This is a genomic window from Streptomyces sp. NBC_01451 (assembly GCF_036227485.1).
Classification (GTDB): domain Bacteria; phylum Actinomycetota; class Actinomycetes; order Streptomycetales; family Streptomycetaceae; genus Streptomyces.
Map to the genome: position 1 here is coordinate 8,735,926 of NZ_CP109479.1, position 24,018 is coordinate 8,759,943.

The 24,018-nt window shown below is 72.0% G+C and carries 20 protein-coding genes; 7 read left to right on the forward strand and 13 right to left on the reverse strand.

Annotated features, from left to right (window positions below; translation table 11 throughout):
* Positions 1-18: 18 nt before the first annotated feature.
* The 10 genes from OG595_RS38490 to OG595_RS38535 are packed head-to-tail and all read right to left on the reverse strand — an operon-like array spanning position 19 to position 9,303.
* Positions 19-1,125 carry a hypothetical protein gene (locus tag OG595_RS38490; protein ID WP_329280386.1) on the reverse strand — a complete coding sequence of 369 codons (1,107 nt, stop codon included), beginning with the start codon at positions 1,123-1,125 and terminating at the stop codon, positions 19-21.
* Positions 1,115-1,432, reverse strand: a complete 318-nt coding sequence (locus OG595_RS38495; protein ID WP_329280388.1) for a LysM domain-containing protein — start codon at positions 1,430-1,432, stop codon at positions 1,115-1,117. The genes OG595_RS38490 and OG595_RS38495 overlap by 11 nt, the downstream gene beginning before the upstream one ends.
* Positions 1,432-2,112: a hypothetical protein gene (locus OG595_RS38500; protein ID WP_329280389.1), complete on the reverse strand. Its 681-nt coding sequence runs from the start codon at positions 2,110-2,112 to the stop codon at positions 1,432-1,434. The genes OG595_RS38495 and OG595_RS38500 overlap by 1 nt, the downstream gene beginning before the upstream one ends.
* On the reverse strand, positions 2,109-2,435 hold the full coding sequence (locus OG595_RS38505; RefSeq protein ID WP_329280391.1) for a hypothetical protein: 327 nt from the start codon (positions 2,433-2,435) through the stop codon (positions 2,109-2,111). The genes OG595_RS38500 and OG595_RS38505 overlap by 4 nt, the downstream gene beginning before the upstream one ends.
* Complete coding sequence (locus OG595_RS38510) at positions 2,432-4,522, reverse strand: ATP-binding protein (RefSeq protein WP_329280393.1); 2,091 nt, start codon at positions 4,520-4,522, stop codon at positions 2,432-2,434. The genes OG595_RS38505 and OG595_RS38510 overlap by 4 nt, the downstream gene beginning before the upstream one ends.
* A complete protein-coding gene (locus OG595_RS38515; protein WP_329280395.1) occupies positions 4,519-5,709 on the reverse strand; it encodes a DUF4255 domain-containing protein in 1,191 nt (396 codons plus the stop codon). The genes OG595_RS38510 and OG595_RS38515 overlap by 4 nt, the downstream gene beginning before the upstream one ends.
* Entirely contained in the window at positions 5,706-6,515 is an 810-nt protein-coding gene (locus OG595_RS38520) for a hypothetical protein (RefSeq protein WP_329280397.1), read from the reverse strand. Before OG595_RS38520 ends, OG595_RS38515 begins: the two co-directional genes overlap by 4 nt.
* Positions 6,512-7,216: a hypothetical protein gene (locus OG595_RS38525; protein WP_329280399.1), complete on the reverse strand. Its 705-nt coding sequence runs from the start codon at positions 7,214-7,216 to the stop codon at positions 6,512-6,514. Before OG595_RS38525 ends, OG595_RS38520 begins: the two co-directional genes overlap by 4 nt.
* A 40-nt stretch (positions 7,217-7,256) precedes the next feature.
* A complete protein-coding gene (locus tag OG595_RS38530) occupies positions 7,257-7,787 on the reverse strand; it encodes a phage tail protein (protein ID WP_329280401.1) in 531 nt (176 codons plus the stop codon).
* Between the two features lies 1 nt (position 7,788).
* Positions 7,789-9,303, reverse strand: coding sequence for a phage tail sheath family protein (locus tag OG595_RS38535; RefSeq protein ID WP_329280403.1), 1,515 nt, complete (start codon positions 9,301-9,303; stop codon positions 7,789-7,791).
* Positions 9,304-9,525: 222 nt separating this feature from the next.
* Here OG595_RS38535 and OG595_RS38540 point away from each other — a divergent pair, with 222 nt between their 5' ends.
* The 5 genes from OG595_RS38540 (at position 9,526) to OG595_RS38560 (ending at position 17,941) form a co-directional block, all read left to right on the forward strand.
* Positions 9,526-11,013, forward strand: a complete 1,488-nt coding sequence (locus OG595_RS38540) for an eCIS core domain-containing protein (RefSeq protein WP_329280405.1) — start codon at positions 9,526-9,528, stop codon at positions 11,011-11,013.
* 93 nt (positions 11,014-11,106) lie between these two features.
* The gene (locus OG595_RS38545; RefSeq protein ID WP_329280407.1) at positions 11,107-12,315 is read left to right on the forward strand and encodes an ROK family transcriptional regulator; all 1,209 of its coding nucleotides are present in this window, start codon (positions 11,107-11,109) and stop codon (positions 12,313-12,315) included.
* 127 nt (positions 12,316-12,442) lie between these two features.
* Positions 12,443-14,242 (forward strand): alpha-galactosidase D, encoded by a 1,800-nt coding sequence (locus OG595_RS38550; protein ID WP_329280409.1) that lies wholly within the window; start codon positions 12,443-12,445, stop codon positions 14,240-14,242.
* A gap of 26 nt (positions 14,243-14,268) precedes the next feature.
* Positions 14,269-16,686 carry a glycoside hydrolase family 95 protein gene (locus OG595_RS38555; protein ID WP_329280411.1) on the forward strand — a complete coding sequence of 806 codons (2,418 nt, stop codon included), beginning with the start codon at positions 14,269-14,271 and terminating at the stop codon, positions 16,684-16,686.
* Between the two features lie 34 nt (positions 16,687-16,720).
* Complete coding sequence (locus OG595_RS38560; RefSeq protein ID WP_443073382.1) at positions 16,721-17,941, forward strand: SGNH/GDSL hydrolase family protein; 1,221 nt, start codon at positions 16,721-16,723, stop codon at positions 17,939-17,941.
* A 55-nt stretch (positions 17,942-17,996) separates the two neighbouring features.
* Here the strand turns inward: OG595_RS38560 and OG595_RS38565 are convergent, their stop codons facing one another.
* Genes OG595_RS38565 through OG595_RS38575 form a run of 3 tightly spaced genes read right to left on the reverse strand, consistent with a single transcriptional unit; the run spans position 17,997 to position 21,200 of the window.
* A complete protein-coding gene (locus OG595_RS38565; RefSeq protein ID WP_329280413.1) occupies positions 17,997-19,019 on the reverse strand; it encodes a TolB-like translocation protein in 1,023 nt (340 codons plus the stop codon).
* 34 nt (positions 19,020-19,053) lie between these two features.
* Positions 19,054-20,325: an MFS transporter gene (locus OG595_RS38570; RefSeq protein WP_329280415.1), complete on the reverse strand. Its 1,272-nt coding sequence runs from the start codon at positions 20,323-20,325 to the stop codon at positions 19,054-19,056.
* A 26-nt stretch (positions 20,326-20,351) separates the two neighbouring features.
* Positions 20,352-21,200, reverse strand: a complete 849-nt coding sequence (locus tag OG595_RS38575; protein WP_329280417.1) for a glycosyltransferase — start codon at positions 21,198-21,200, stop codon at positions 20,352-20,354.
* Positions 21,201-21,486: 286 nt separating this feature from the next.
* Between OG595_RS38575 and OG595_RS38580 the strand changes: the two genes are divergently transcribed.
* Together OG595_RS38580 and OG595_RS38585 are read left to right on the forward strand one after the other, a co-directional pair.
* A complete protein-coding gene (locus OG595_RS38580) occupies positions 21,487-22,926 on the forward strand; it encodes a sugar transferase (protein ID WP_329280419.1) in 1,440 nt (479 codons plus the stop codon).
* Positions 22,927-22,949: 23 nt separating this feature from the next.
* Positions 22,950-24,005 carry a Gfo/Idh/MocA family protein gene (locus tag OG595_RS38585; RefSeq protein WP_329280421.1) on the forward strand — a complete coding sequence of 352 codons (1,056 nt, stop codon included), beginning with the start codon at positions 22,950-22,952 and terminating at the stop codon, positions 24,003-24,005.
* Positions 24,006-24,018 lie beyond the last annotated feature (13 nt).

The following is a 24,018-nucleotide window of genomic DNA, read 5'->3' on the forward strand; positions in this document are numbered from 1 at the left end:
TGTCCTCTGCCGTCCGGCTCACAGTGGCCCGAAGGCGTTGCGGGTCAGGGTGAACTGCTGGGTGTAGGCGCCGCGTCTGATGGAGTGCGTGACGCTCTTGACGTAGTACGTCCCGTCGTACGCCCGGCCCGCGCCGTGCACCGGCACCGGCCGCCGGGCACGCAGCGGCTGTCCGTAGCGCAGCACGTCGAGGCTGCCCTGCCCGGAGATCACCTCGAAGCTGTCCGCGGCCCGGGCCAGGGCCACCCCCGCGGCCTGCGGCGGGGTCAGCTTGGCCGGCCCGCGGATCGGTTCCACCTTGAGCGGCAGCGGCCTGCGCCGGCCCATGGGCGGAGAGAGCGGGGTGACGTCCGGAACGGGCACCGGTACCGGTAACCCGGTCTCCGGGTTCTGGATCAGCACGACGTACTGGGTGGCGGAGAAACCGTCGAAGGAGAACGACAGACTCTCGACGTTGCTCGCCGCGTCGCAGTTCACCAGCAGCGGCTCCTGCGGCAGCCCCAGCTTGTTCGGCGGTTCCCAGTGGGCGATGTTCACGCCCGGCAGGGGCCCGGGCGCCACGAAGAACTGGTATCCGGCCTGCGCGGCCAGCTGTCTGACGTAGGCGAGGTCGGTGCCCTGGTGACTGGGCACCTCCTGGAGCGGGTTGGGCGCCACCATGAACACGCTCGGCGCGATCGCCGGGACCAGCCCGTACGTCGTGTACTTGGCGACGATCACCGCGACCCGCCCCTCCGGGGGCAGGCCGGGGTACTTGACGCCGCTGAGGTCGATCACGTCCATCATCCGGGAGACGTCCTCGCCGGTGAGGGTCAGTTTCGCCTGGCCCGGCTCGGCGGACGGGGCGAGCTCGTGGCGGGTGACGACGCCGTCCATCAGCACGGTCGACCGCCCGCGCACGGTGAGCACGATCTGTGCCCGGGCGGGTGGGTCCAGGGCGCCCTGCGGCAGCAACTCGGCGAACAGCAGGGAGCGTTTGGCGGTCGCGAACTCCAGCTGGAAGCCGCCGGACCGGCCGAGCCCCTCGGTGACCTGGACCGACAGCAGGGCGTCGGCGACCTCGCGCGGCACTGGCTCGGCGAGCACCGGGCCGAGCCGCAGAGCCAGCAGCATCTCAGAAGGCACGGGTGCTCCCGGTGGCCGCGGCGGACAGGGCGATCAGCAGACGGCGGCCGGAGCGGTCCGTCAACTCGGCAGGATCCAGTACGGGGTTGGCGTCAGCGATCCGCCAGAACAGCTCCGGGTCCCCGAACGCGGCGGCGGCGATCCGGTCCAGCCGGTCGCCCTCAGCCACCGTGTGGAACCCGGCCGGTGCGAGGGCGGCCGGGTCGGGCAGCAGTCTGCGGCGGACGTACGGAATCGGGTCGCCGCCGTCCGGCGGTTCGTACCGGGCGACCTCGACGCCGTGGTAGCGGCTCGCGGGGGTGAACATCAGCCGCCTCCCGGTGGCGTGCCGAGGACCGCCGTGGCCGGGCCGGCCGAGCGGTGCAGGGCCGCGAGCTGCTCGCGGCGCCGCTGGTGGGCGAGGAACAGGGCGCCGCCGCGGTGGCCGAAGCCCAGGTCGTCGACGGTGAGGATGCGCAGGCCGAGGGAGACCTTGGCCCGGATCGGGTGCAGCCGGGAGTCGAACGCCTCCTCCGTGACCGTGAACTCCGTGATCCGCACCGGCACCACACGGTCACGGCTCCACACGAACACCGTCAGCGGCGCTTCCACCGGCGCGATCTCGAACGCCCCCGAGCGGGCCGCGGCGTCCTGGTCGAGCAGCGCCCGCGCTGTCGGGTTGACCAGCAGGTCCAGCGCGGCCAGTACCGGCAGCAGGCCGTGCCGTGCCACGGCGTCCGCGTCCGTGGCGGAGGGGTCCTCCAACTGGTCGGTGGCGTTCAGCTCGACGTCGACCTTCACCGTCTCGTGCGCGGGCCCCTTGAGCCGCAGCGCCTCACTGCGCTCCCCGGCCTCCGCGCCGACGCCCTGCGGCTGGAGGGTGCGGGTGAGGGTGTCCGGGTTGTACTGCAGGGCGATCACGCGGAGGACGGCTCCGGTGGCTGGGTCGAGGAGCACGATCGCTCCGCGGGGGACGACCGGGGTACCGGGCGGGAAGGACGAGGTCATCGCGGGTCACCGCCCCGCGCCGTGCCGCGGGCGGAACCGGCGGCGATCGTGGGCCCGGACCCCGCCGCATCCGCCACCGCGCGCCCGACGGCCTCCGACGCAGCCTGTGCGACGGCGTCGAGCCCGCCGCCCCCGCTCGTCACCCGCAGCCGTTCGAAGGACGTGCGGGTGACGGCCGGTGCCACGACACCCTGCCGTACCACGAGCCCCTCCCGCAGTGCCGAGCCCAGCACCTCGGCGATCTCGGCCACCGAACGGCCCTCGGCCACGCCCGCGTCGAGCACCACGCGGTCGATGCGCACCGCGATCCGCCGCACCGTCATGACGCCTCCCCGGTGAGCACCGGCAGGGGCAGGTCCAGCTTCCGGAACTCCGCGTCGGCGGCCGAGAGGAGCATCGCGGTGTCGACGGGTCGCCCGGAGGACGCGGCCAGGAAGGCGGCACCGAGCGCGATCGCCTGGATGGCCGCGCCGGTCGTCGGAAGGCCGGCCAGCCGCCCGAGGTCGAGGTCGTCGGCGAGCGGCACGGAGTCCGGGAAGGCCGCCGCCCACAGCGCGCGCCGCTCCTCCTCGCCGGGCACCGGGAACTCCACGACGAACCGCAGCCGCCGCAGGAACGCCGGATCCAGCGCCGCCCGCAGGTTGGTGGCCAGCACGGCGACCCCCCGGTAGGCCTCCATGCGCTGAAGGAGATAGCTGACCTCGATGTTGGCGTACCGGTCGTGACTGTCCTGGACCTCGCTGCGCCGCCCGAACAGCGCGTCGGCCTCGTCGAACAGCAGCAGCGAGCCCCCGGACTCGGCGGCGTCGAACACCTGGCGCAGATTCTTCTCGGTCTCCCCGATGTACTTGTTCACCACGGCGGACAGGTCGACGCGGTAGAGATCCAGGCCGAGTTCATGGGCGAGCACCTCGGACGCGAACGTCTTGCCGGTGCCGCTCGGACCGGAGAACAGCGCGGTCACGCCCTGCCCCCGGTTCGTCCGCCCGCCGAAGCCCCAGTCCCCGAACACGGTGGCGCCGTCCCGCACCTGGCCGGCCATCCTCCGCAGTACGTCCATCTGCCGCTCCGGAAGCACCAGGTCCGCCCAGCACGCGCGGGGCACGACGCGCTGCGCCAGCGACTCCAGGCGGGGCCGGGCGACATCCCGGCACGCGGCCCACAACCGGACACCGGCCTCCTCGGCGGAGCCGGCACCGGGCCGGTGGGCGGTGGCCACCCGGTGCAGCGCGGGCAGGCCCAGCCGGAACTGCCCCGCCAGCTCGGCCGGCGCCCCGTCGGGCTCCAGACCGGTGGCCGCCGCCCACAGCGCGCGCTGCTCGTCCGGTGGCGGCACGTCGACGTCGACGACCGCCGTGGCCCGCCCGTCCACCGGCCACACCTGACGCGCCGCCAGCACGGCGGGCCCGCCACCGCGGGACAGCAGGCGCCGTACTGCCGTGGCCAGGGCCGGGTCGCCCGGGTCGGCGTCGGTGCCGTCCACCAGCAGCGCGACCGGCAGCAGCAGGCTCTCCCGGTGCCACAGCAGCGCCACCGTGTCCGGGTCCTGCCGGCCTTGCCCGCCCCGCACCAGCAGCTCCGCCCGCAGCCGGTACAGCTCGCGCCTCAGCCGCGCGAACGCCCGGACCGCTACGAGCGCGGCGCTGTCGGCGTCGCCGCCGACGAGATGCACGACGGGGAACCGGCCGTCGGGTGTGTCGGCGAGCACGGCCGTCACCACCGCGTCCTCGGCGTGCCGGACCGAGGCGGGCGAGGTGATCCCGACGGCCGGGTCGGCGACCGGTTCGAGCACCGAAGTGAGCCGTTCGTCGAGGTGGTTGAGGCCGCGCACCAGGTTGGCGATCCGGTCGTCAGGCCCCAGCGGCGCCGTGAGCAGCGGCTGGGTGGGCGAGGACGCGACCTGGACGAGTTGCCAGCGGCGCAGCGGGCGCAGCGGCGACAGGACGTCCCAGCGGGCGTCGTCGAAGAGTTGTAGGGCGAGCGCGAATGTCGGAGCGCCGGCCTGCGGGTCGGCGTGCGCGGCGGCGATCGCGGCGCCGACCCCCGGGTCGACGGCGGGGGCCACGACCAGGAGGAGCACGTCGCGCTCGAAGTCGGTCAGTCCGAACCGCTCCGCGAGCTGCACCAGAGCGGGCGGCGCCAGGTCCGAGGGGGCGGCGGTCTCCTCCCGTGCGGCGGCGAGGCGGTCCAGGGCGTCCGCGGCCCGTGTGTCCGCGGCCGCGGGGGGCAGTTCGGGCGGACGTCCCCGCCGGGTCCGCCGGGTACCGGCCTCCGGCGGGGGAGTGCGCGTATCGTCCGGCGCGAGCCGGGACACCGCCTCAAGCCGGGCCCGCAGCCAGGCCAACGAGGCTTTAAGGTAACGGTTGTTGGCCTCCTCCCAGCGGAGGTCGGCCGGGACGCCGAGGCTCACGGGATCGTCACCTCCACCGTCGGCCCGGTCCGGAACGTGCCGCGCGCCCGGTCGACGATCTCGCTGTCGACGCCGTCCACCCGCAGCCGCACCCGGGTCTGCCCGGACGGCAGGACCGCGGTGACCGAGACCGACGTGGTGGCTGCGGTCAGCAGGCCCACGGTCAGTTGCCGTGCCCCGACCAGGACCGTGGCCTGCTGTCCGGGGAGCACCGCCTGAGCGGCCGTCACGGTCACCCTCGTGCGCGTCGGCGTGCCACCCGCCGGTGCGGTGGCGAGCGCGTCGACCTCCGGTGCGACGCCCAGTACGAGTTCGTTGGTTCGGGGGTAGCCGCCCCCCTGGGGTCCCAGGTCCACTGCCCACGGCCCGGCGGGCAGACCCGTGGCGGGCAGTGCGAGCTCCACCTCGGAATCCCCTGCGGCGGGGGCCGGCAGGGAGACGCTCACGCTCTGCGGCACGCGCAGGTGCTCAAGCCGAGCGGTCAGGGAGACGGCCGGCAGATGCTCCACCAGCAGCGTGACCTGCTCGCCCGGCAGGGCGCCGGTCTGCCCCGGCACGGCGTAGCGGATCCCGAGCAGCGCGGGCGAGCCCGTGCCGGGCCGGGCGAGCGGCCCTCGGCCGTCGGTGCCCCGGCGCAGCACGGGCAGGGGCGCGGCACCGGGCAACGCGCTGTCGATGAGGACGGCCGTCACCTGGTACGCGGACGACATCCGGAACGGTGTCCCGAACGCCGTCCACATCTTGGCGATGTCGTCCTGGCTCAGCGTCTCCTGACTGATCTTCACGCGCTCGGGCTGCAGGTGCAGATCACTGCCCGGCAGGGCCGTCGCCGTCGCCGCCCGGATCTCGTCCGCCGACAGCACCGGGGCGTCGTGCAGCGCCAGCATCGAGGCGCCGAGCATTTCGTGCGCCTTGCCCTCGTCGTCGCTGTACGCGGCGAGCAGATAGTGCAGCACCAGCGGCAGCACCGGTCGCGGTGACTCGCCGGGCTGCCAGCCGGGCGGATCGGCGTTGCGGAAGGCCGGGTTGAGGTCCGCCCGGTACAGGAACAGGTTCACATGGTCGCCGGTCGCCGCGTCGGGCGCCTTGTTGGGCGGGGCGACAGTGACCCGGGGACCGCCGAGCCGGGTGAACAGCCGTGCCCGCAGGGTGGCGGTCACGGCGGCGACGGCAAGGGAGTTGCTCATCCCAGCTCCCCCTCGGCGCGGCGGCGCAGGTAGTTCTCCAGTGCCCTGGCGTGGTCGGCCCGCACGGCCGGTGGCCGTGCCGCCGCCCGAGAAGGTGCCGGGGAGGGCGGCGTGCGCACGTCCAGCCGCCCGATGGACACCTCGACCACGACCACCGGATCCGCCTCCGAAGCCGTGGACGACGCCAGGTCGGCCGTGAGCGCGGGCAGCCGGGCGTGCGCGTGAAGGAGCGGCCGGCCGAGGACGTCGGGCGTGCGCCGGGCACCGTCACGAGGGAGCTGTGGGGTGGGCGGCGGGGGCTCGTCCGCGGGGTCCCGCACGAGGTTCGTACGCGGGTCCGGAGCGGCCCGGCCCGGCTCGGGTGCGGTCTGCCGGGAGGCCGCCGGAGACACGGTTGCCTCGACGCGCACCGGGAGGGCCGGTGGCTGCGACGGCCCGTCACTTCGCACGGGCGCGCCCTCTCGTGCGACGGGAGGGGCCGGTACGGCGGACAAGGCGCGGGTGGGCCGGTCGGGGCTCGGCAGGCCGGCGGCGCCGGGCCCGGTGCCGCCGGGCTCGGCGGTGCGGGGTGCGCGCACCGTGAGGTCGGGCCGGGGTACGGCGGGCTCCGCGGCCTGGGGCGGCTCGGTGACCGGACGGGGCGCGCTGCCGTCGAGGTCGCCGTCGGCGTGGCCTTCGAGATCGCCGTCGAGGACCGGTGGGCCGGCCGCGGGGGACCGCCGTTCGTAGCGGGAGGCGGGGCGCGGGCGCAGGCCGGCCACGGGGGAGCGGCTGCGGCCGACGAGGCGTGCCAGGGGGCCGGTCATGTGCCCACCAGCCCGAGGTAGCACTGCCGACGCCACGGGCTCAGCGCCAGGGTCTGCGCCTCCGTCCACCCGTACGCACGCGCCAGCTCGTGCACCTCCAGCAGGGTCCGCCGGCCCCAGGCGTCCAGCTCCGCCCACAGGTATCCGACGATGTCGAAGGGTTCCTCCCAGGCGAGGCCGCAGCCTGGGCAGCGGACCCCGAGCCGCACGTCGACCAGCGGATCGGCCGCCGCCCACGCCTCGGCGACCGTGTCGGCGGCCGGCACCGGTTCCCCGGCGGGAGCGCAGCGGCGTACGAGCGCCTCCTCGGGAGCCGGGTCGCCGGTGTCGAGGACGGCGGCCAGATCCGCGCTCGTGGGCATGCGCACCCGGACTTCCCGGCCGCCCTCCCGCACGGTCACCGCGTCGTCGGCCGCCGGGCGCGCCTGTCCCAGCTGGGCAAGCAACTCCTGCTGGTCGAAGGAGACTTCGACCTCCGTGTCGCATTCGGGGCAGCGGGACACCGCGTCCACCGCGGTGCCGAACAGCGCCGCGCGCAAGGCGAACAGGGTCCGGTCCCGCCGGCCCACGGGCATGTCGGCGACGGCGTCCGGTGCGGTGCGCCGGGCGGCGCCGAGCAGGGCCAGACCGCGCCGCAGCGGATCGCGGCCCCAGCCCGCCTCCCAGGCGTCAAGCAGCTCGCCGGCGCTCACCGCACTCATCCCGCCACCCGCCTCTCCCGGTAAGGATGTTGACGTACCGTCAGAAATTGGGCTCGCTGGGCTCCGTGACGCTCACGTCCCGTATCCAGCCCTCGTTCTCCAGCTTCAGCTGCTGGATGGCGACCGCGTTGGCGTTGGCGTCCAGGTCGGGCAGTGCCTGGTACTCCGACACCCAGCAGCGGAACACCTGATAGGCCAGCACCTTCTGGCCCGCCTCGTTGTAGACCTCGATCACCAGGTCCTTGCGGAACCCGGCAAGGGAGACCTCGCGGTCCCGCTGGTCCGGCGCGGCCTGGGCGTTGGCGTAGTTCCACACCTTGTTCGCCCACAGCTCGAACTCCGGGTCATGGGTGACCCCGCGCTCCAGGGTGATCGGCTCGTACTTGGTGCGGCCCGGCGACTTGCCGGCACTGGAGTTGTTGCCGCCGTCGCGGTGCTCCACCACCTCGGTGGTGCGTTTGAGGGCGCTGACCTTGCTCACTCCGGCGACATACCGGTTGTCCCACTTCACCCGGAACTTGAAGTTCTTGTACGGGTCCAGACGGGTTCCGTTGACCGTGAACTGCGCCATCTCAGCTCCCCTGGACCGTCGCGTCGTCGCGCTTCTGCTGGATACGGATGTGCACGAACTCGGCGGGCGGGAGCGGCTGGAAGCCGACGTCGATCGTGACGATGCCGAGGTCGATGTCGGCCTGCGGGTTGTTGCCCGCGTCGCAGCGCACGAAGTACGCCTCCTTCGCGGTCCGCCCCTGGAAGGCGCCCTGCCGGAAGAGGCGGTTCATGAACGCGCCGATGTTGAGCCGGATCGAGGACCACAAGGGCTCGTCGTTGGGCTCGAACACCACCCACTTGGTGCCGACGAACAGCGACTCCTCGATGTGCAGGGCGACCCGCCGGACCGGAATGTACTTCCAGGGGTCGCTCATGACGTCGCCGCCGCGGCAGGTGCGCGAGCCCCACACCACGTTCCCGTAGACCGGGAAGGTCCGCAGACAGTTCACGCCCAGCTTGTTGAGGTCTCCGTTCTGCTGGTCGGTCAGCCGGAAGCCGAGCGAACGCACCCCCAGCAGGCCGCCGTCGTCGGTCCCGGCCGGAGCCTTCCAGACCCCGCGTCGGGTGTCGGTGCGGGCGATCACCCCGGCGACCGTGCCGGCCGGACCGACCTCCAGGTCGTCACCGCCGAGCGGGTTCGAGATCCGGATCCTCGGGAAGAACACGGCCGCGTTGCGCCCGGCGAGCCCGGTGACCGGCATCCCGGCCCGGGCGCCGCTCACCGCCTTCGCCGGGTCCGCCCAGGCGAACGGCGGATCCAGCAGCAGCATCGCCCGTCGCTCCTCGCACAGGCGGACGGCGGCGTCGATCACCGGCGCCCACTTGGTGTCGCGATCGTCCGTGCCCGCCGGTTCGGCCAACTGGGCAGGGATCACGAGGAGGTTGAAGATCTCGACATCGGCCAGCGCCGTGAGACCCGTGCGCGGCACCTTCGTGGCGTCGCCCAGCACGTGTTCGGGTTTGAGGACGCCGTCCTTGCCGTCGGCGAACGCCTTGTCCGTGACGGCGTCCGGCAGCTTGTCGAAGATCTCGGTGTCCGGCGCCACGAGCTGCGAGGTGGCCAACTGCTGGTCCAGCCAGCGGCTGCGCAGGGCGGGGTCGATCGTCACGTCGTACGACTCCGAGGTGCCCCCGGCGGAGATGAGCAGCGTGTAACGCTTGGCGTCCGTGGCGTCGAGCGTCACGGTCGCCTTGAGGCCGTTGCCCGCGGCGCCCGGCGCCTTCGCCTTGAGCTTGATCCCGTTCTGCAGGTCGACCCCCGCGAACGCCACCGCGTCACCGACACGGATCACGATCGCCCTGCTTCCGCCGTTCAGGAAGAACTGGTAGACGGAGTAGCTCAGTTCGCTGTCCGCCCACAGCCCGCCGAACCGTTCCTCGAAGTCGGCCCAGCTCTCCACGGCCGTCGGCGTCCAGGGCCCCGTCAGTGCCGCGCCCACGAACGCCGTCACGGATGTCTCCGCACCGGCGATGGGCCGCACCGGGCTCTCGATCTCCTCGATGTACACACCGGGATAGGAGAATTGCGTCGTCATGGCGCCCTCGGCCTCCTTCACCCGACGGCATGGGACCGCCGTACGGTGGCTCGCATGGTGGTGGGCGCCAGTCACTGGTCCGTCACCCCGGTGTCAACGCCGAACTCATGTGATGTGGAAGCGTGTTGAGGGGGCGGCCGGAGGTTGACGGCCGCAGGTGCGCGGTCGCAGACTCCCCACACCGTCGTGGTCCCCGACCCCTTGGAGGCGACTGTGCGGTCGGTGTCACTGGACCGGGCCGAACACGAGGCCGACGTGGCTGCCACCGCGGGCGGCCCGGACTTCCGCCCTTCCGCGCTCCACGCGGTACCGGAGTCCGAGAGGCGGCACGCGCACGCTCTCACCCCGCGATCGGCCGGAGTTCCGCTCGCTCCGGCGCAGCAGCGGTCGATGGGCGCGCGGTTCGCCTTCGACTTCGGCCGGGTGCGGGTGCACAGCGACGGAGAGGCGGGCGTCCTCGCGGCCGACGCCCACGCCCGGGCGTACACCGTCGGCGACCATGTGGTCTTCGGCGCCGGCCAGTACGCACCGGACACACCGGGCGGACAGGCACTGCTCGCCCATGAGCTCACCCACGTGGTCCAGCAGTCGGCGGCCCCGGCGCGGGCCGTCCAGTGCCAGGACGCCGGCGCACCCGCCCCGGCGCCGGTGGCCGACCCGGAAGTCACGCTCGGGCAGCGGCTGTTGAGGGACTTCCCGTCGGGAGTCGCCGTCGCGTTCTACGCACCCATGCCCGACCAGGCCGAAGAGGCCCGTAACGCCGCCCAGCGGTGGGCGGTCCGGGAGCAGGCGCTGGCCGTCGGCGGCAAGGCGGCGACTGCGGCGAACACGGTTTTCGGGCAGGCCATGTCGGACGACGACCACCCGCTGGCCGCGACGCTCACGGCACTCGGCACTCTGCTCGGCAGGGCGGTGAGGAAGGCGACTGCGGGGCCGAACCCGGACCCGGGTCCGGGGGCGCGACTCGATGCGGGGGCACCGCCCGGAGCCGCGACGGCGGCGACCGTCCGCACGCTGGCCGTCTTCGCCCACGGCACGAGCAACTGGTGTGGTCTCGGCCGGATCTCCAGCTCGACAGCCGCGTCCGTCATCAAGTCCATCGCTCCGGCGCTCGCACCCGATGTCACGGTCGTCCTGTACTCCTGCAACGCGGGGCGCGAACCCGATGCAGGTGAGGACTGGGTGAAGGGCACGATGCGGTCCGGCGGGAAGTCGTCCCTCGCGGCGACGGTCCGCGACGCGCTCGTCACCGAGGGCCGCACCGGCTCCGTCTGGGGCCACACGACGACCGGCCACGTCACCCGGAACTTCGCCCTCCGCGAGTTCACCACGGCGTCCGGCAAGGGTTCCGAAGGCGGTTCCTACGTCATGGGCCACGTCTTCACGGACGTCGACCGGACGACCCTGACCACGGAACTGCTGGACGCCGTCCGCACCGAAGGGTACGAGGTGACTGCCAAGGGCCTGGCGAACGTCGGCGACCGGGTGGAGCACGAGATGTACCGCTGCTACGCCGAGGCCAATCAGAACCTCACCATCGGCGACGGCACCCCGGCCGAGAGCGCGCCCGTCCATCCGGACGAGGTGGGCGGACGGATCCGGGACTACTGGACAGTGACGTACTGGCCCGGCCGCCGGAGCAAGGCGGTGCGCGACCTCGTAAGGGAACTCGTCGCCGCCGGTCGGGTGCGGAAGGTTCCGCAACGTTGACGTGAGCCCGGCGGAGGAGGGAGGGACAGCGACTTCACAGCAATCGTGCTTATTTTATTGACAACAGAAAAGAATGAACCGTACGTTCCGGCCATGCGCCCGCCCTCGTCCTCGCTCCCCGAGGCATCCCGGCCCTCCGAGACGTTCCCGGCCCATACGCCCGCCGCTGCCCAGATCTTCACCATCGTGCTCTCCCACGGCCCGCTCACCCGGGCGGAGATCGCACGCCGGGCCGCCCTGTCTCCCGCGGCGGTGACCAAGGCCGTCCGGCCTCTGATCGAGACGGGATACCTGCTGGAGGACGTCGACGAGGAGCACAGGCGGGCGCTCGGCCGGCCCGCCAACCCGGTGCGGGTCGACGGCGATCGCGCGCTGTTCATCGGCGTCAAGGTGACAGGCGACGAGATCATCGCCGTACTGACGGATCTGTGCTGCCGCATCAGGGTCGCCCGCCACATCCCGCTCGGCGACCGGCGGCCCGGGGGCGTTCTCGCCACCCTGAGCGGCCTCGTCCTCGAACTGCTCACCGATGCCGAAGGGTTCGGGGTACCGGTCAGGGGCCTGGGAATCGCCGTCTCCGGCGAGGTGGACCGCGCGGAGGGCATGGTGCGGTACTCGCCGTTCCTCGAGTGGCGGGACGTCCCGCTCGCCAACCTCGCCGCCATGACCGTCGGTCTGCCGGTCACCGTCGACAACGACGTCCGCGCGCTCACCGTCGCCGAGCAGTGGTTCGGCGCGGGCGTGGGTCTGTCCGACTTCGCGCTGGTGACGGTGGGGGCCGGTATCGGCTGCGGTCTTGTCGTGGGCGGCCGGGTGGTGTCCGGCGCGCACGGTGTCGCCGGTGAGATCGGGCATCTCCCGCTCGATCCGGCGGGCCCGCGGTGCCACTGCGGCAACCGGGGCTGTGTGGAGGCCATCGCCTCCGACTCGGCGATCGTGCGCGACGTACGGGCGGAGACCGGGATCGACGTGGCCGACGCGGCCGAAGCCCTGGAACTCGCGCACCGCGGGGACCCCGGGGCCCGCGAGGTGTACGCACGCGCGGGCGCGGCCATCGGGCGGGCCATCGCGTCCGTGGTCAATCTGCTCGGACCCGAACGAGTGATCATCTCCGGCGAAGGGCTCGCCGCCTACGATCTGTTCGCCGAGCGGATCAGGGACACCTTCGCCGCCTCCGCCTTCGGTGCCGCCGCGCGCTGCGACGTCAGGACGCGCCCGCTGCCCTTCGAGGAGTGGGCGCGCGGAGCGGCGGCCACCGCCATCCAGTCCTTCATCAGATCGGACACGCCCAAGGAGCAGTAGCGCGGAGCGCCGAGGCCCGCCCGTTCCGGCTCACCGCCCCGGACGCGCGATCCGGCGCGCCCGCAACCGGACCGTTCCCGCACCCGCAAAGCCCGTACGTCCTTCACCGACCCGGAGGTCATCAGTCATGCGGTTGTCCCCCCACCGTGCCCGCCGCACCGGCAGAGCACTGCTCGTCCTGTCCCTGACCGCCGCCCTGGCGGCACTCACCCCCGCCGCCACGGCCACCCCGGTCGCGGACGCCGTCCCGGCGCCGACGGGCCGGCCGTACATGGGCTGGACGAGTTGGAGCATGCAGTCGTCCAGGTATCCGGGGCTCAACCCGGACGGCGACTACAGCTATCTGACCGAGAAGAACGTCATGAAGCAGGCCGACGCCCTCGCCACCAGGCTCAAGCCGTACGGCTACGAGTACGTCAACATCGACGCCGGCTGGTGGCGGGACATGAGCTGGAAGCCCCGCTTCGACCAGTACGGCAGACAGGCCGCCGATCCCGGGCGCTTCCCCCGCGGGATGAAGGCCGTCGCCGACGACCTCCACGCCAAGGGGCTGAAGGCCGGAATCTATCTGCCGGTCGGGCTGGAGAAGGAGGCGTACGGCGAGGGCAGGGTTCCCCTCTGGAACGCCGGGGACTGCACGACCGCCGACATCGTCCACGGCGACCTGCGCACCACCAACGGGTGGGACAGCGCGTACAAGATCGACTTCTCTCGGCCCTGTGCCCAGAAGTACGTCGACTCCCAGGCGCGGCTGTTCGCCGACTGGGGTTACGACTTCCTCAAGCTGGACGGTGTCGGTCCCGGCTCGTTCAAGAGCGGTGAGAACTACGACAACGTTGCCGACGTCGCGGCTTGGCAGAAGGCGATCACCGCCACCGGACGGCCGATCCACCTCGAACTGTCCTGGTCCCTCGACATCGGCCATGCCGCCGACTGGAAGCGGTACTCGGACGGCTGGCGCATCGACACCGACGTCGAGTGCTACTGCAACACCCTGGTCACCTGGGAGAACTCCGTCGAGGACCGCTGGGACGACACCCCGGCCTGGACCCGTCACGCCGGCCCCGGCGGCTGGAACGACCTGGACTCGCTCAACGTCGGCAACGGCGAGATGGACGGACTCACCAAGGCCGAACGGCAGAGCTACGCCACCTTGTGGGCCGTCGCCAAGTCGCCCCTCTACACCGGTGACGACCTGACGCGCCTCGACTCCTACGGGCTCTCCCTGCTCACCAACAAGGAGGTCATCGCGGTCAACCAGGGCGCCAGCCCGCCCGCCAGGCCCCTCACCCCCTCCGACGACCAGCAGGTCTGGGCGGCCAGGAACCCCGACGGCACCTTCACGGTCGCCCTGTTCAACCTCGGGAACGCGCCCGCGTCCGTGACCGCCGACTGGTCCACCCTCGGCTTCTCCGGCAAGGCCAAGGTCCGCGACCTGTGGAACCACGAGAACCTCGGCACCTACAAGGACAAGGTCACTCAGGCGCTGCCCACCCACGGCTCGCGGCTGTTCACCGTCACCCCGCAGGGCCCGGCCGTGACGAAGACGGCCTACGAGGCGGAGGCGGCGACCAGCACCCTCGTCGGCAACGCCTCGGTGGCCGACTGCGGCGCCTGCTCCGGAGGAAAGAAGGTCGGCAACCTCTACGTCGGCGGAAAGCTCACCGTGAACGGCGTCCGGGTCGCGAAGGCGGGACGCTACGTCGTCGACATCGCCTATGTCAGCGGTGACGCGCGGTCCGTGCGGATCTCCGCCAACGGCGGCGGGGCCACCAGCCACAGGTTCCCCTCCACCGGCGACTGGGGGACCGTCGAGACGGTGAGTGTGCCGCTCGACCTGAAGGCCGGCGCCAACACCATCACGTTCGACAGCGGGGACGGCTACGCCCCGGACATCGACCGGGTCGACGTACCCAACCTGTCCTGACGGCCGACTCGCAAGGGAGCGCATCCATGGACACCCCACGCCCCGATTCGCCGCGGCCCCTCCCCGGCCGCCGCGGCCTTCTCTCCTTCGCCGCCGTTTCCGGAGCCCTCGCCGCCCTCGGCGGGGCCCCCGCCTTCACCGCCTCCGCCGCACCCGCGAGACCCACCCGCTCCCCGATGCTGCCCGAGGGGGACTCCACCGAACTGTGGTGGCAGGCGCCCGCCGACGACGGCTCGATGATCACCCAGGGCCTCCCGGTCGGCAACGGCCGCCTCGGGGCGCTGGTGAGCAACGACCCTGGCCGGGAACGGCTGTTCATCACCGACGCCACCATGTGGACCGGGGGACGCAACGCCACCCTCGACGACGACGGCCAGTTCCCCTACGCCCGCGAGAACTTCGGGTCGTTCACCCTGCTCGGCAAGCTGACCGTCGGCATACCCGACCACGACCTCTCGGCCGTCTCCGGCTACCGTCGCGCCCTCGACCTCCGCCAGGGCCTGGTCACCGCCTCCTATGTGCGCTCCGGTGTGACGTACCGGCGGCAGGTGTTCGCCAGCGCCCCCGACGACGTCGTCGTCGTGCACTTCACCCAGGACGGCGGCGGGCACTACACGGGCGACATCGCCCTGGACGGCACCCACGAGGAGACCACCACGGGCGTAGCGGCGGGCCGTTACCTGTCCTTCGGCGCGGAGTCGCCCAACCGGCTGCGGTACGGGGCGGCCGTCACCGCGTACGGCAGCGGCGGAACCGTCGCCGTCGACGGGGCGCGGATCTCCTTCCGGAACTGCCGGAGCCTCACGGTGATCGTCAGCGGCGGCACCGACTACGCGCCCGACGCGGCCGAGGACTACCGCGATCCGTCGCTCGACCCCCGAAAGCTCGCCCGCACCAAGGTCCTCGACGCGGCGAGGCAGTCCGCCGGCATCCTGCTGCACACCCATGTCGCAGACCACCGGCGGCTGTTCGAGCGCATGGACGTGTCGCTCGGCACCTCCACCGCGCTGCAACGGGGCCTGGACACGTGGGAGCGGATCAGGGCACGCCACACGGATGGCATGCCCGACCCCGAACTGGAGGCGTCCTACCTGCAGTTCGGGCGCTACCTCATGATCGCCGGCTCGCGCGGCAGTCTGCCGCTGAACCTCCAGGGCCTGTGGCTGGACGGCAACGACCCCGACTGGATGGGCGATTACCACACCGACATCAACCTCCAGATGAACTACTGGATGGCCGACCGGGCCGCCCTGCCCGACTGCTTCGACGCCTTCACCGACTACTGCCTGGCCCAGCTGCCCTCGTGGACCGAACTCACCCGCACCCACTTCAACGACCCCCGCAACCGCTACCGCAACTCCAGCGGGAGGATCGCGGGCTGGACCGTCGCCATATCCACCAACATCCACGGCGGCATGGGCTGGTGGTGGCACCCCGCGGGCAACGCCTGGCTGTGCAACTCCCTCTACGAGCACTACGAGTTCACCCAGGACCGCGACCACCTCGCCCGTATCCACCCGATGCTAAAAGGGGCTTGTGAGTTCTGGGAGGCGAGGCTGCTGACCACTACCGTCATGGACCCGGTCACCGGTGAGAAACGGGAGGTCCTCGTCGCCGACAGCGACTGGTCGCCCGAACACGGCCCGCTCGACGCCAAGGGCATCACCTACGCCCAGGAACTGGTCTGGGCCCTGTTCGCCAACTACCGCACGGCGTGCGAGGTGTTGGGCAGGGACAGTGCGTACGCCCGGACGGTCGCGGGGCTTCAGGAACGGCTCCGGCTGCCGCAGGTGAGCCCGCGGACGGGCTGGCTGGAGGAGTGGATGTCCCCCGACAACCTGGGGGAGACCACCCACCGGCACCTGTCCCCGCTCGTCCAGCTGTTCCCCGGCGACCGCATCCGCCCGGACGGCTCGACGCCCGAGGAGATCGTCGAGGGCGCGACCGCGCTGCTCACCGCGCGCGGCATGGAGAGCTTCGGCTGGGCGAACGCCTGGCGCGGCCTGTGCTGGGCCCGTCTGAAGGACGCCGACAGGGCCTACCGGCTCGTCGTGAACAACCTGCGGCCCTCCGTCGGCGGCAGCAACGGCACCGCGCCCAACCTGTTCGACATCTACCAGGTCGAGCAGGGCCGCGGCATCTTCCAGATCGACGGCAACTTCGGCACGCCCGCCGCGATGATCGAGATGCTGGTGTACTCACGCCCCGGCCATGTCGAACTGCTGCCCGCGCTGCCCGACGCCTGGGCCGGGTCCGGATCGATCACGGGAGTGGGCGTACGAGGGGGCTTCACGGTGGACCTGAGCTGGCAGGACGGCAGACCGACCGAGGTCACGGTGACGAGCGTCGGCGGGCGCACGACCACGCTGGCGTACGGGGCGACGAGACGGAGACTCACCCTGTCGCCCGGCCGGTCCGTGACGCTTCGCGGCCTCGGGCGGTGACGAGGTGACTCACCATGTCGTCCGCGTCACGGGCATGCTGCGCCGACTCGCCCTGACGGTCGTCGCGTTGACCGCCTCCGCGCAGTTGCTGACCGCGTCGGCGACGGCAGCCCCTGCCACGACTCCCGCGCACACGGCGACGCACGAGACCGTCACCTGGGGTGCGAGCGCCGACCGGCTCGGCGAGGCCGCCCCGAACCGGGGTTACCGGCTCGTCGTACGGACCAGCGTCGGCGGCACCCACCTGCGCGTCCGCCTGTCCAACGCCTTCGGCGACCGGCCCCTGACCTTCGGCCGGGCGTACGCGGGCGTGCAGAAGGAGGGTGCCGCCCTGGTCAGGGGCAGTAACCGGTCACTGGCGTTCGGCGGGGAGAGTGCCGTCACCGTACCCGCCGGTGGGACCGTGCTCAGTGATCCGCTGCCCGGACGGCTGCCGGCCGCGACCTCGCTGGTGGTCAGCCTGTACGTGACCGATGCCGGCGGCCCGGCGACGGGTCACGGCATGGCCATGCAGACGTCCTACACCACCGCGGGCGACCACGTGGCGGAGGAGGGTCCGGCCAACTGGACCGGCACCAGCGGCTCCTGGTTCTACCTGGACGCCGTCACCGTACGGACGGGCCCGGATGTCGGCGCGGTCGTCGCTCTGGGCGACTCCGTCACCGACGGCTGGCAGTCCACCGCCGACCACAACCGCCGCTGGCCCGACTACCTGGCCCGCCGCCTCCGGACAGCCGCCGGGACGGACATCGAGGGGGTGGCCAACGAGGGGATCTCCGGCAACAAGGTCCTGGCGGACGGAGCCGGGCGGAGCGCCCTGAACAGACTGCGCCGGGACGTGCTCTCCCACCCGGGCATACGCACGGTCCTTCTCTTCGAGGGCGTCAACGACATCAAGGCCCGCACCGGAGTCACGGCCGCGGACCTGATCGACGGCTACCGCCGGATCATCGACCGCGCCCACACCGCCGGCGTCTGCGTCGTGGGTGCCACGGTCGGGCCGTTCAAGGGCTGGTACGAGTGGGACGCGCCGGCCGAGGCCGTACGCCGGGAGGTCAACGAATTCATCCGCACCGGCGGCGAGTTCGACGCCGTCGCCGACTTCGACCGCGTCCTGCGCAGCCCCTACGACCACGAGCGGATCCTGCCGTTCTTCGACAACGGCGATCACCTGCACCCCAACGACACCGGCATGCAGGCGATGGCCGACGCGGTGCGGATCACCGACCTCTCCTGCGACCGCGGCACCCGCTGACCCCGGCGAGCCAGCCCGCGCCCACCTGGACGCGGGCGGGCTCGCCGGCCGCCGTCTACAGCGGCGCCGGGGAGGAAGCACCCGCGATCAGGAGGCGCGGGCTGCCCGTGCCGTTCGCGGGTACGGTCCACAGGTCGCTGCTGCCGACCTTGCCGTCGGTGGGCAGGGCGTAGGCGACGGTGCTGTTGTCGAGCCAGGTGGCCTGGTCGTCGACGCTGTGGCGTTCGGCGAGTGCCGTCTCCTTCAGCGTGGCCAGGTCGAGGACGTACTCGTGCCAGAGGGCGGTACGGGACAGGACCCGCTTCTTGAAGGCGACACGCGTTCCGTCCGGGGAGAGCGAGGGGCACTCCACGTTCTCGATCAGCGTGGTGACCTTGCGCCCGGCGAGCGAACCGCGCACCAGGTAGGTCTTGTTGGCGGTGTTGAGAGTGGCGTAGAAGGTGTCGTCGTCGGAGGCGAAGGTGACGCCCCAGAAGTTCACGTCCGAGGCGCGGTAGGGCTTGCCGTCCAGGGTGATGGAGAACGTCTCCAGGCTGGGCGTCAGCCGCATGGTGCGGGTGTCCAGGATCGACGTCCGGGTGGAGAAGAAGGCGGAGGCGTAGGACTCGCCGGAGACGAAGACGGTCCAGGCGACGAAGCGGCCGTCGGGCGAGACCCGGGCCCGGCTGGGGGTGCCCGCGAGCGGATAGGTGCGCAGGGTGCGGAGGTTCGCGTCGAGGAGGAGGGCGCGGTTGCTCTGCTTGAGGACACCGGGGACGGACTGGAGGCAGATACCGGTGCCGGCCGCCGCGTAGAAGCGGGCGCACTTCAGGTCGGAGGCGGTCCGGCCGGCTCCGGGGTCCGTGGACGGGACCGAGGCGACCGCGGTGCGGTGCGGGCCGGCGGCGGCGTTGACGAACGTCAGGCGGCTCTTCTGGTCGAGCGTCAGCCTGCCCGTGCTGACGGCGGGGCCGCCCGGCTGCGCCCGGTTCGCCTGATCCGCGCGGTCGGCGGCGTGCAGGACCACGGCGGTTGCCACGCCCGAGAGGATCAGCACCCCCGTGACGAGTATGAGCAGGCGACGGCGCAGCGATGTCATGTGGATCCCTGGGACTTTGTGACTGTGGTGGTGGTCATCGGGTTTCGCCGCTCGGCCGGAGCACCATGCCCGCGACAGCCGCGCAGCACAGCAGACCGACCGCCGATCCGGCCAGTGCCGGGCCGTCGCCCCACACCGTCCAGGCGGCGCCGAAGGCCAGCGAGCAGCAGAACCGGGCCAGCGCCTGGCTGGTCCCGACGATGGCGAGGCCGCTGGCGCGCAGCTGCTCGGGCACGATGTCGGCCATGGCGGCCGGGAGTACGCCGTCGGTGGCCGCGTAGAACATGCCGTGCAGGGCGAGTACGAGGAAGGGCAGGGCCGGCGTGGCCGGGGCCCACAGCAGGAGGGCGTAGCCGGTGAGCAGGCTCACGTGCCCGGCGAGGAACACGGTGCGGCGCCCGATCCGGTCGGCCAGCGCGCCGAGGGGCACGGCGAGCAGCAGGAACACCGCCGCGGTACCCAGCGGCAGCAGCGGGAACCACTCGTCGCCGATACCCGCACGCCGTTGCAGCAGCAGGTAGACGAAGGCGTCGCTGACCGTGGTCAGGCCGAGCAGCGCGGCACAGATCGCGAGCGCCCGCAGCCGCGGCAGACGCAGCAGCGCCAGCGCTTCGCGAACGCGCACGGGCGGCTTGACGTCCGCCGCACCCGCTTCGTCCGGCTGCGCGAGCCGCTTTCTGCCCGGTACGAACAGCACTAGTACGAGCACACCGAGCACGGCGACGCACGCGCTCACGCCGAACACGGCGTCGTAGCCGTCGGTCGCCGCGCGCAGGATGAAGAAGGCGGCCAGCGGGCCGAGCATCGCACCCGTGGTGTCCATCGCCCGGTGCACGCCGAACGCGCGGCCCTGCCTCTCGGACGGCGTGGACAGGGAGATCATCGCGTCGCGCGGGGCGGTGCGCAGGCCCTTGCCGGTCCGGTCGAGGGCGAGGACCGTGCCGAGGGCGCCGATGCTGCTCACGAGCAGGAGCAGCGGCTTGCAGAGCGCGGACAGGCCGTACCCGAGCCCGGCCATCAGTTTGTGGTTGCGCACCCGGTCGGCGAGGTGGCCGCCGGTGAGTTGCACGAGTGCGCTGACGCCGTTGTAGACACCGTCGAGGGTGCCGAAGACCAGCGGGGTGAAACCGAGAGTGGTGACGAGGTAGAGCGGCAGAACAGCGGTGACCATCTCCGAGGAGATGTCGGTTATCAGACTGACCGAACCCAGCACGAGCACGACCGGGGCGACCTTGTGCCCGGGGCCGCGTCTTCGGCCCTGTTCGGTGTCCGCCTGCGCGGGGGCGGAACGGTCGGTGAGATACATGATCGAGAACTCCAGGTGCGGTGCGATCAGTTCTGCCGGCTGCTCTCGTCCCGTAGCCAGGTACCGAAGTCCTGAGCCCGGATGGCCTTTCTGGATGCCCGCCGGGCGGCGACCGCCGCCGCGAGGAAGACTACGACACTCGGGAAGAGCTTCGGATCCCTGCGGACCAGGGCTTTCAGATCCGCCACGCTCGTGCGCGCCGAGGCCTCCTCCGGGCCCTGCTGCTGCTCCACCTGGGCGGTGGACACCGCGGCCCTGACCCGCCGTTTCATCAGGTCCCGCCAGGTGCGCGGCGGGTGGACGACGACACCGGCCCCGCCGACCACGAGCCGCTCCCGGGGGGCGAACGCCAGGGACGCGGCGAGGTCGTCCGCCATCAGCGGGGGCAGCGCGGCGATGCGGGCGTGCCCTGCCTTGGAGACGGCGATGACGCCCCGGCCGAACAGCCCCTCGCGCACGGCGGGGAGGCGCTGCCACACCCGGTAGTAGGCGCGCACCCGCCAGCCGCAGCCGGTCAGCGGGATCTGCCGCTCGGGGGCGGTGGCCAGGATGTCCGAGGTGTCGTCGTTCAGCGGCTCGACCAGTGCCCGTACGTCCGCGCCCGTGATCACGACGTCGGCGTCCACGTAGATGCGGGGGAAGCCGCGCGCGTGGTCGTCTCCCGCGCGCAGGGCGGCGTGCTTCGAGGGGGTGGGGATCTCGACCACGCGGACGTGCGGTCCGCGGGCGGACGCGATCCGCGCGGTGTCGTCCGTGCAGCCGTTGCACACGACCACGATGTCGGTCTCGCCGTCGGCGGAGTCGGCCACCAGCGAATCGAGGAGTCGGCCGATGACTTGTGCCTCGTTGTGGGCCGGGATCACGATGCTCGTCACGTGGGCAGTATGCCGTCAGTGTCACTAATGCGATGTGTGTTTCGTTCAACCGTTCCCGTGATTGCGTTTGGTGGTCTAGATTGAGTGCCGCCGGACCGGTTTGGGTGGGGAACTGTCCTTGACTTCATGTCACGGTGTGGCTTTTTGCACGAATTTGAACTTGTAGGCAAAAGCATGCTGGGGGGCATGAGGCGGTTGGGGAACCGCTGACGCTCCCTCGCTTTCCAGTGTCGCTGTGTGGAGGGCACTTCGATCGGGGGGTAGCCGCGCATGTGGTGGGGGGAGCATGGCCATTGAGGTCACGCATGAGCAACTGGTTGTGGAACGCAGGACTCCGGAAGCTCGCCGAAGACGTTGGGATCGCAAATACCGGATCACCCTGTTGGTCGCCGACGGCCTCGCGGCCGTTGCCGCCGGCTTCCTGATCCACGCGCTGTACGGCCGCTGGGCGGTGGCTCTGGTGCTGCCTCCGATGTGGATCGCGGTCATGGCCGCCCATCGCTCCTACGACCGCACCGCCCTGGGGCTGGGGACCGAGGAGTATCGACGGGTGCTCCGAGGCGCCCTCGTGCTGCCGGCGCTGGCCGCGGGCACGCACTACGTCTTCGCGCACGACGAGGGTCTTCTCCATGACATGGTCATGGCTGCGGTGCCGACTGCCGTGATCGCCATCCCGGGCCGTTACGCACTACGGCGCCGACTGCACCGAAGATGGGCCCGCGGGCGGGACCGGAGCGCGACCCTCCTGGTCGGGCCGTCACGCGGCATCGTGGAACTGGTAGCCGTACTGCGCCGGGGCGGCTCACAGGAACTGCACGTCGCCGGGGTGTGCCTGAGCGACCCGAAGAACCGGTCGGAGATCCACGAGCTGGGGCTCCCCGTCCTCGGCGGGATCGGGGACATGGAGGACGTGGTCCGGGTCATGGGCATCGGCACCGTGGTGGTGGTGCCGGTCCCCGGCGCCGACGCCTCCGTCCTGCGCCGGATGTCCTGGACGGCCGCCGTGCAGGGCGTCGACTTCCTGCTGGCCCCCGTGCTGACCGACGTGTCCGCCTCCCGGCTGGCCGTACGCCCCACCAACGGGGTGCCGCTGGTGCGGATAGAGGCCCCGAACCTGACCCGGATCTCCCGGCTGCCCAAGGAGCTGCTCGACCGTGCGCTCGCGGCGGCGCTCCTGGCCCTCCTCGCGCTGCCCATGCTGCTGATCGCCCTGATCGTCCGGCTGGACAGTCCCGGTTCGACGTTGTTCAGGCAGCAGCGGGTGGGCCGGTACGGCGACCAGTTCACCATGTTCAAGTTCCGCACCATGCGGCCGGACTCGGAGGCGCTCCGGGCGGAACTGGAGCACCTGAACGAGAACAGCGACGGACTGTTGTTCAAGGTGAAGGAAGACCCGCGCATCACCCGGGTCGGCTCGGTGCTGCGCCGCACGTCGCTCGACGAACTGCCGCAGCTGATCAACGTGATCAGCGGCCACATGTCGCTCGTCGGCCCGCGTCCGCCGCTGCCCGAGGAGGTGGAGGAGTACACGCCGGAGGTCAAGCGCCGGCTGCTCGTCAAGCCCGGCCTAACCGGGCTGTGGCAGGTCAGCGGACGCTCCGACCTGCCCTGGGACGAGGCGGTCCGGCTCGATCTCGGATACGTGGACAACTGGTCGATGGGTCTCGACCTGGAGATCCTGGCGCGCACCGGGTCCGCGGTGGTGCGCGGAACGGGGGCCTACTGATGGACCGACGGAAGAGGAACCAAGTGACGCAGGGCACGGAGCCGTTGGGGATCGCGGTCGTCGGGGCCGGCTACTGGGGTCCCAACCTCGTACGCAACTTCCAGGCCAGCGAGCAGTTCCGGCTGCGCTGGCTGTGCGACCTCGACGTGGACCGGGCCCAGCGGGTCCTCGGCGGCTACTCGACCGTCCAGGCCACTTCGGACTACGCCGCCGTACTCGCCGACCCGACCGTCGACGCCATCGCCGTGGCCACGCCCGCCGGGACCCACCTCGACATCGCCCTGGCCGCCCTGCGCGCCGGCAAGCACGTCCTCGTGGAGAAGCCGCTCGCGGCGACCTACGCCGACGGGGTGCGCCTGGTGGCCGAGGCGGAGGAGCGCGGGCTCACCCTGATGTGCGACCACACCTACTGCTACACGCCCGCCGTGGGCCGCATCAGGGAGCTGGTCCGCTCCGGCGAACTCGGCGAGATCCACTTCGTCGACTCGGTCCGCATCAACCTCGGGCTGGTCCAGAAGGACATCGACGTCATGTGGGACCTCGCCCCGCACGACCTGTCGATCCTGGACTTCATCCTCCCCGACAACGTCGAGCCGGTCGCCGTCGCCGCCCACGGGGCCGACCCGATCGGCGCGGGACAGGCCTGCGTGGCCTATCTGACGCTCCAGCTCAACACGGGGGCCATCGCCCACGTGCACGTCAACTGGCTGTCGCCGACCAAGGTCCGTACCACCATGGTGGGCGGTGCCAAGCGCACCCTGATCTGGGACGACCTCAACCCCGCCCAGCGCGTGGCGATCTTCGACCGCGGGGTGGACCTGTCCGCGCCCCAGGAGATCGGCGCGGACGAGCGCCGGGACATGCTCGTGTCGTACCGCTCCGGAGACATGGTCGCGCCCGCCATCGGCGAGAAGGAGGCGCTGCGCAGCATGGTCGACGAGTTCGGCGACTCGATCAGACAGCGCCGGGCACCGCTGACCGACGGCCGCGCGGGCCTGCGGGTGCTGGACATCCTTGAGGCGGCGTCCCGGAGTCTCGAATTCAAGGGCGCGGTCGTCGGCCTGCGCGCCGGGCGTTGACGTTCCCATTCAC

Coding starts and splice junctions, on each gene's coding strand:
- OG595_RS38565 (WP_329280413.1), bottom strand. CDS start 19,019: ATGACATCGCTGCGCCGTCGCCTGCTCATACTCGTCACGGGGGTGCTG.
- OG595_RS38525 (WP_329280399.1), bottom strand. CDS start 7,216: ATGAGTGCGGTGAGCGCCGGCGAGCTGCTTGACGCCTGGGAGGCGGGC.
- OG595_RS38520 (WP_329280397.1), bottom strand. CDS start 6,515: ATGACCGGCCCCCTGGCACGCCTCGTCGGCCGCAGCCGCTCCCCCGTG.
- OG595_RS38545 (WP_329280407.1), top strand. CDS start 11,107: ATGCGCCCGCCCTCGTCCTCGCTCCCCGAGGCATCCCGGCCCTCCGAG.
- OG595_RS38505 (WP_329280391.1), bottom strand. CDS start 2,435: ATGACGGTGCGGCGGATCGCGGTGCGCATCGACCGCGTGGTGCTCGAC.
- OG595_RS38570 (WP_329280415.1), bottom strand. CDS start 20,325: ATGTATCTCACCGACCGTTCCGCCCCCGCGCAGGCGGACACCGAACAG.
- OG595_RS38555 (WP_329280411.1), top strand. CDS start 14,269: ATGGACACCCCACGCCCCGATTCGCCGCGGCCCCTCCCCGGCCGCCGC.
- OG595_RS38560 (WP_443073382.1), top strand. CDS start 16,721: ATGCTGCGCCGACTCGCCCTGACGGTCGTCGCGTTGACCGCCTCCGCG.
- OG595_RS38550 (WP_329280409.1), top strand. CDS start 12,443: ATGCGGTTGTCCCCCCACCGTGCCCGCCGCACCGGCAGAGCACTGCTC.
- OG595_RS38500 (WP_329280389.1), bottom strand. CDS start 2,112: ATGACCTCGTCCTTCCCGCCCGGTACCCCGGTCGTCCCCCGCGGAGCG.
- OG595_RS38535 (WP_329280403.1), bottom strand. CDS start 9,303: ATGACGACGCAATTCTCCTATCCCGGTGTGTACATCGAGGAGATCGAG.
- OG595_RS38530 (WP_329280401.1), bottom strand. CDS start 7,787: ATGGCGCAGTTCACGGTCAACGGAACCCGTCTGGACCCGTACAAGAAC.
- OG595_RS38495 (WP_329280388.1), bottom strand. CDS start 1,432: ATGTTCACCCCCGCGAGCCGCTACCACGGCGTCGAGGTCGCCCGGTAC.
- OG595_RS38515 (WP_329280395.1), bottom strand. CDS start 5,709: ATGAGCAACTCCCTTGCCGTCGCCGCCGTGACCGCCACCCTGCGGGCA.
- OG595_RS38580 (WP_329280419.1), top strand. CDS start 21,487: ATGGCCATTGAGGTCACGCATGAGCAACTGGTTGTGGAACGCAGGACT.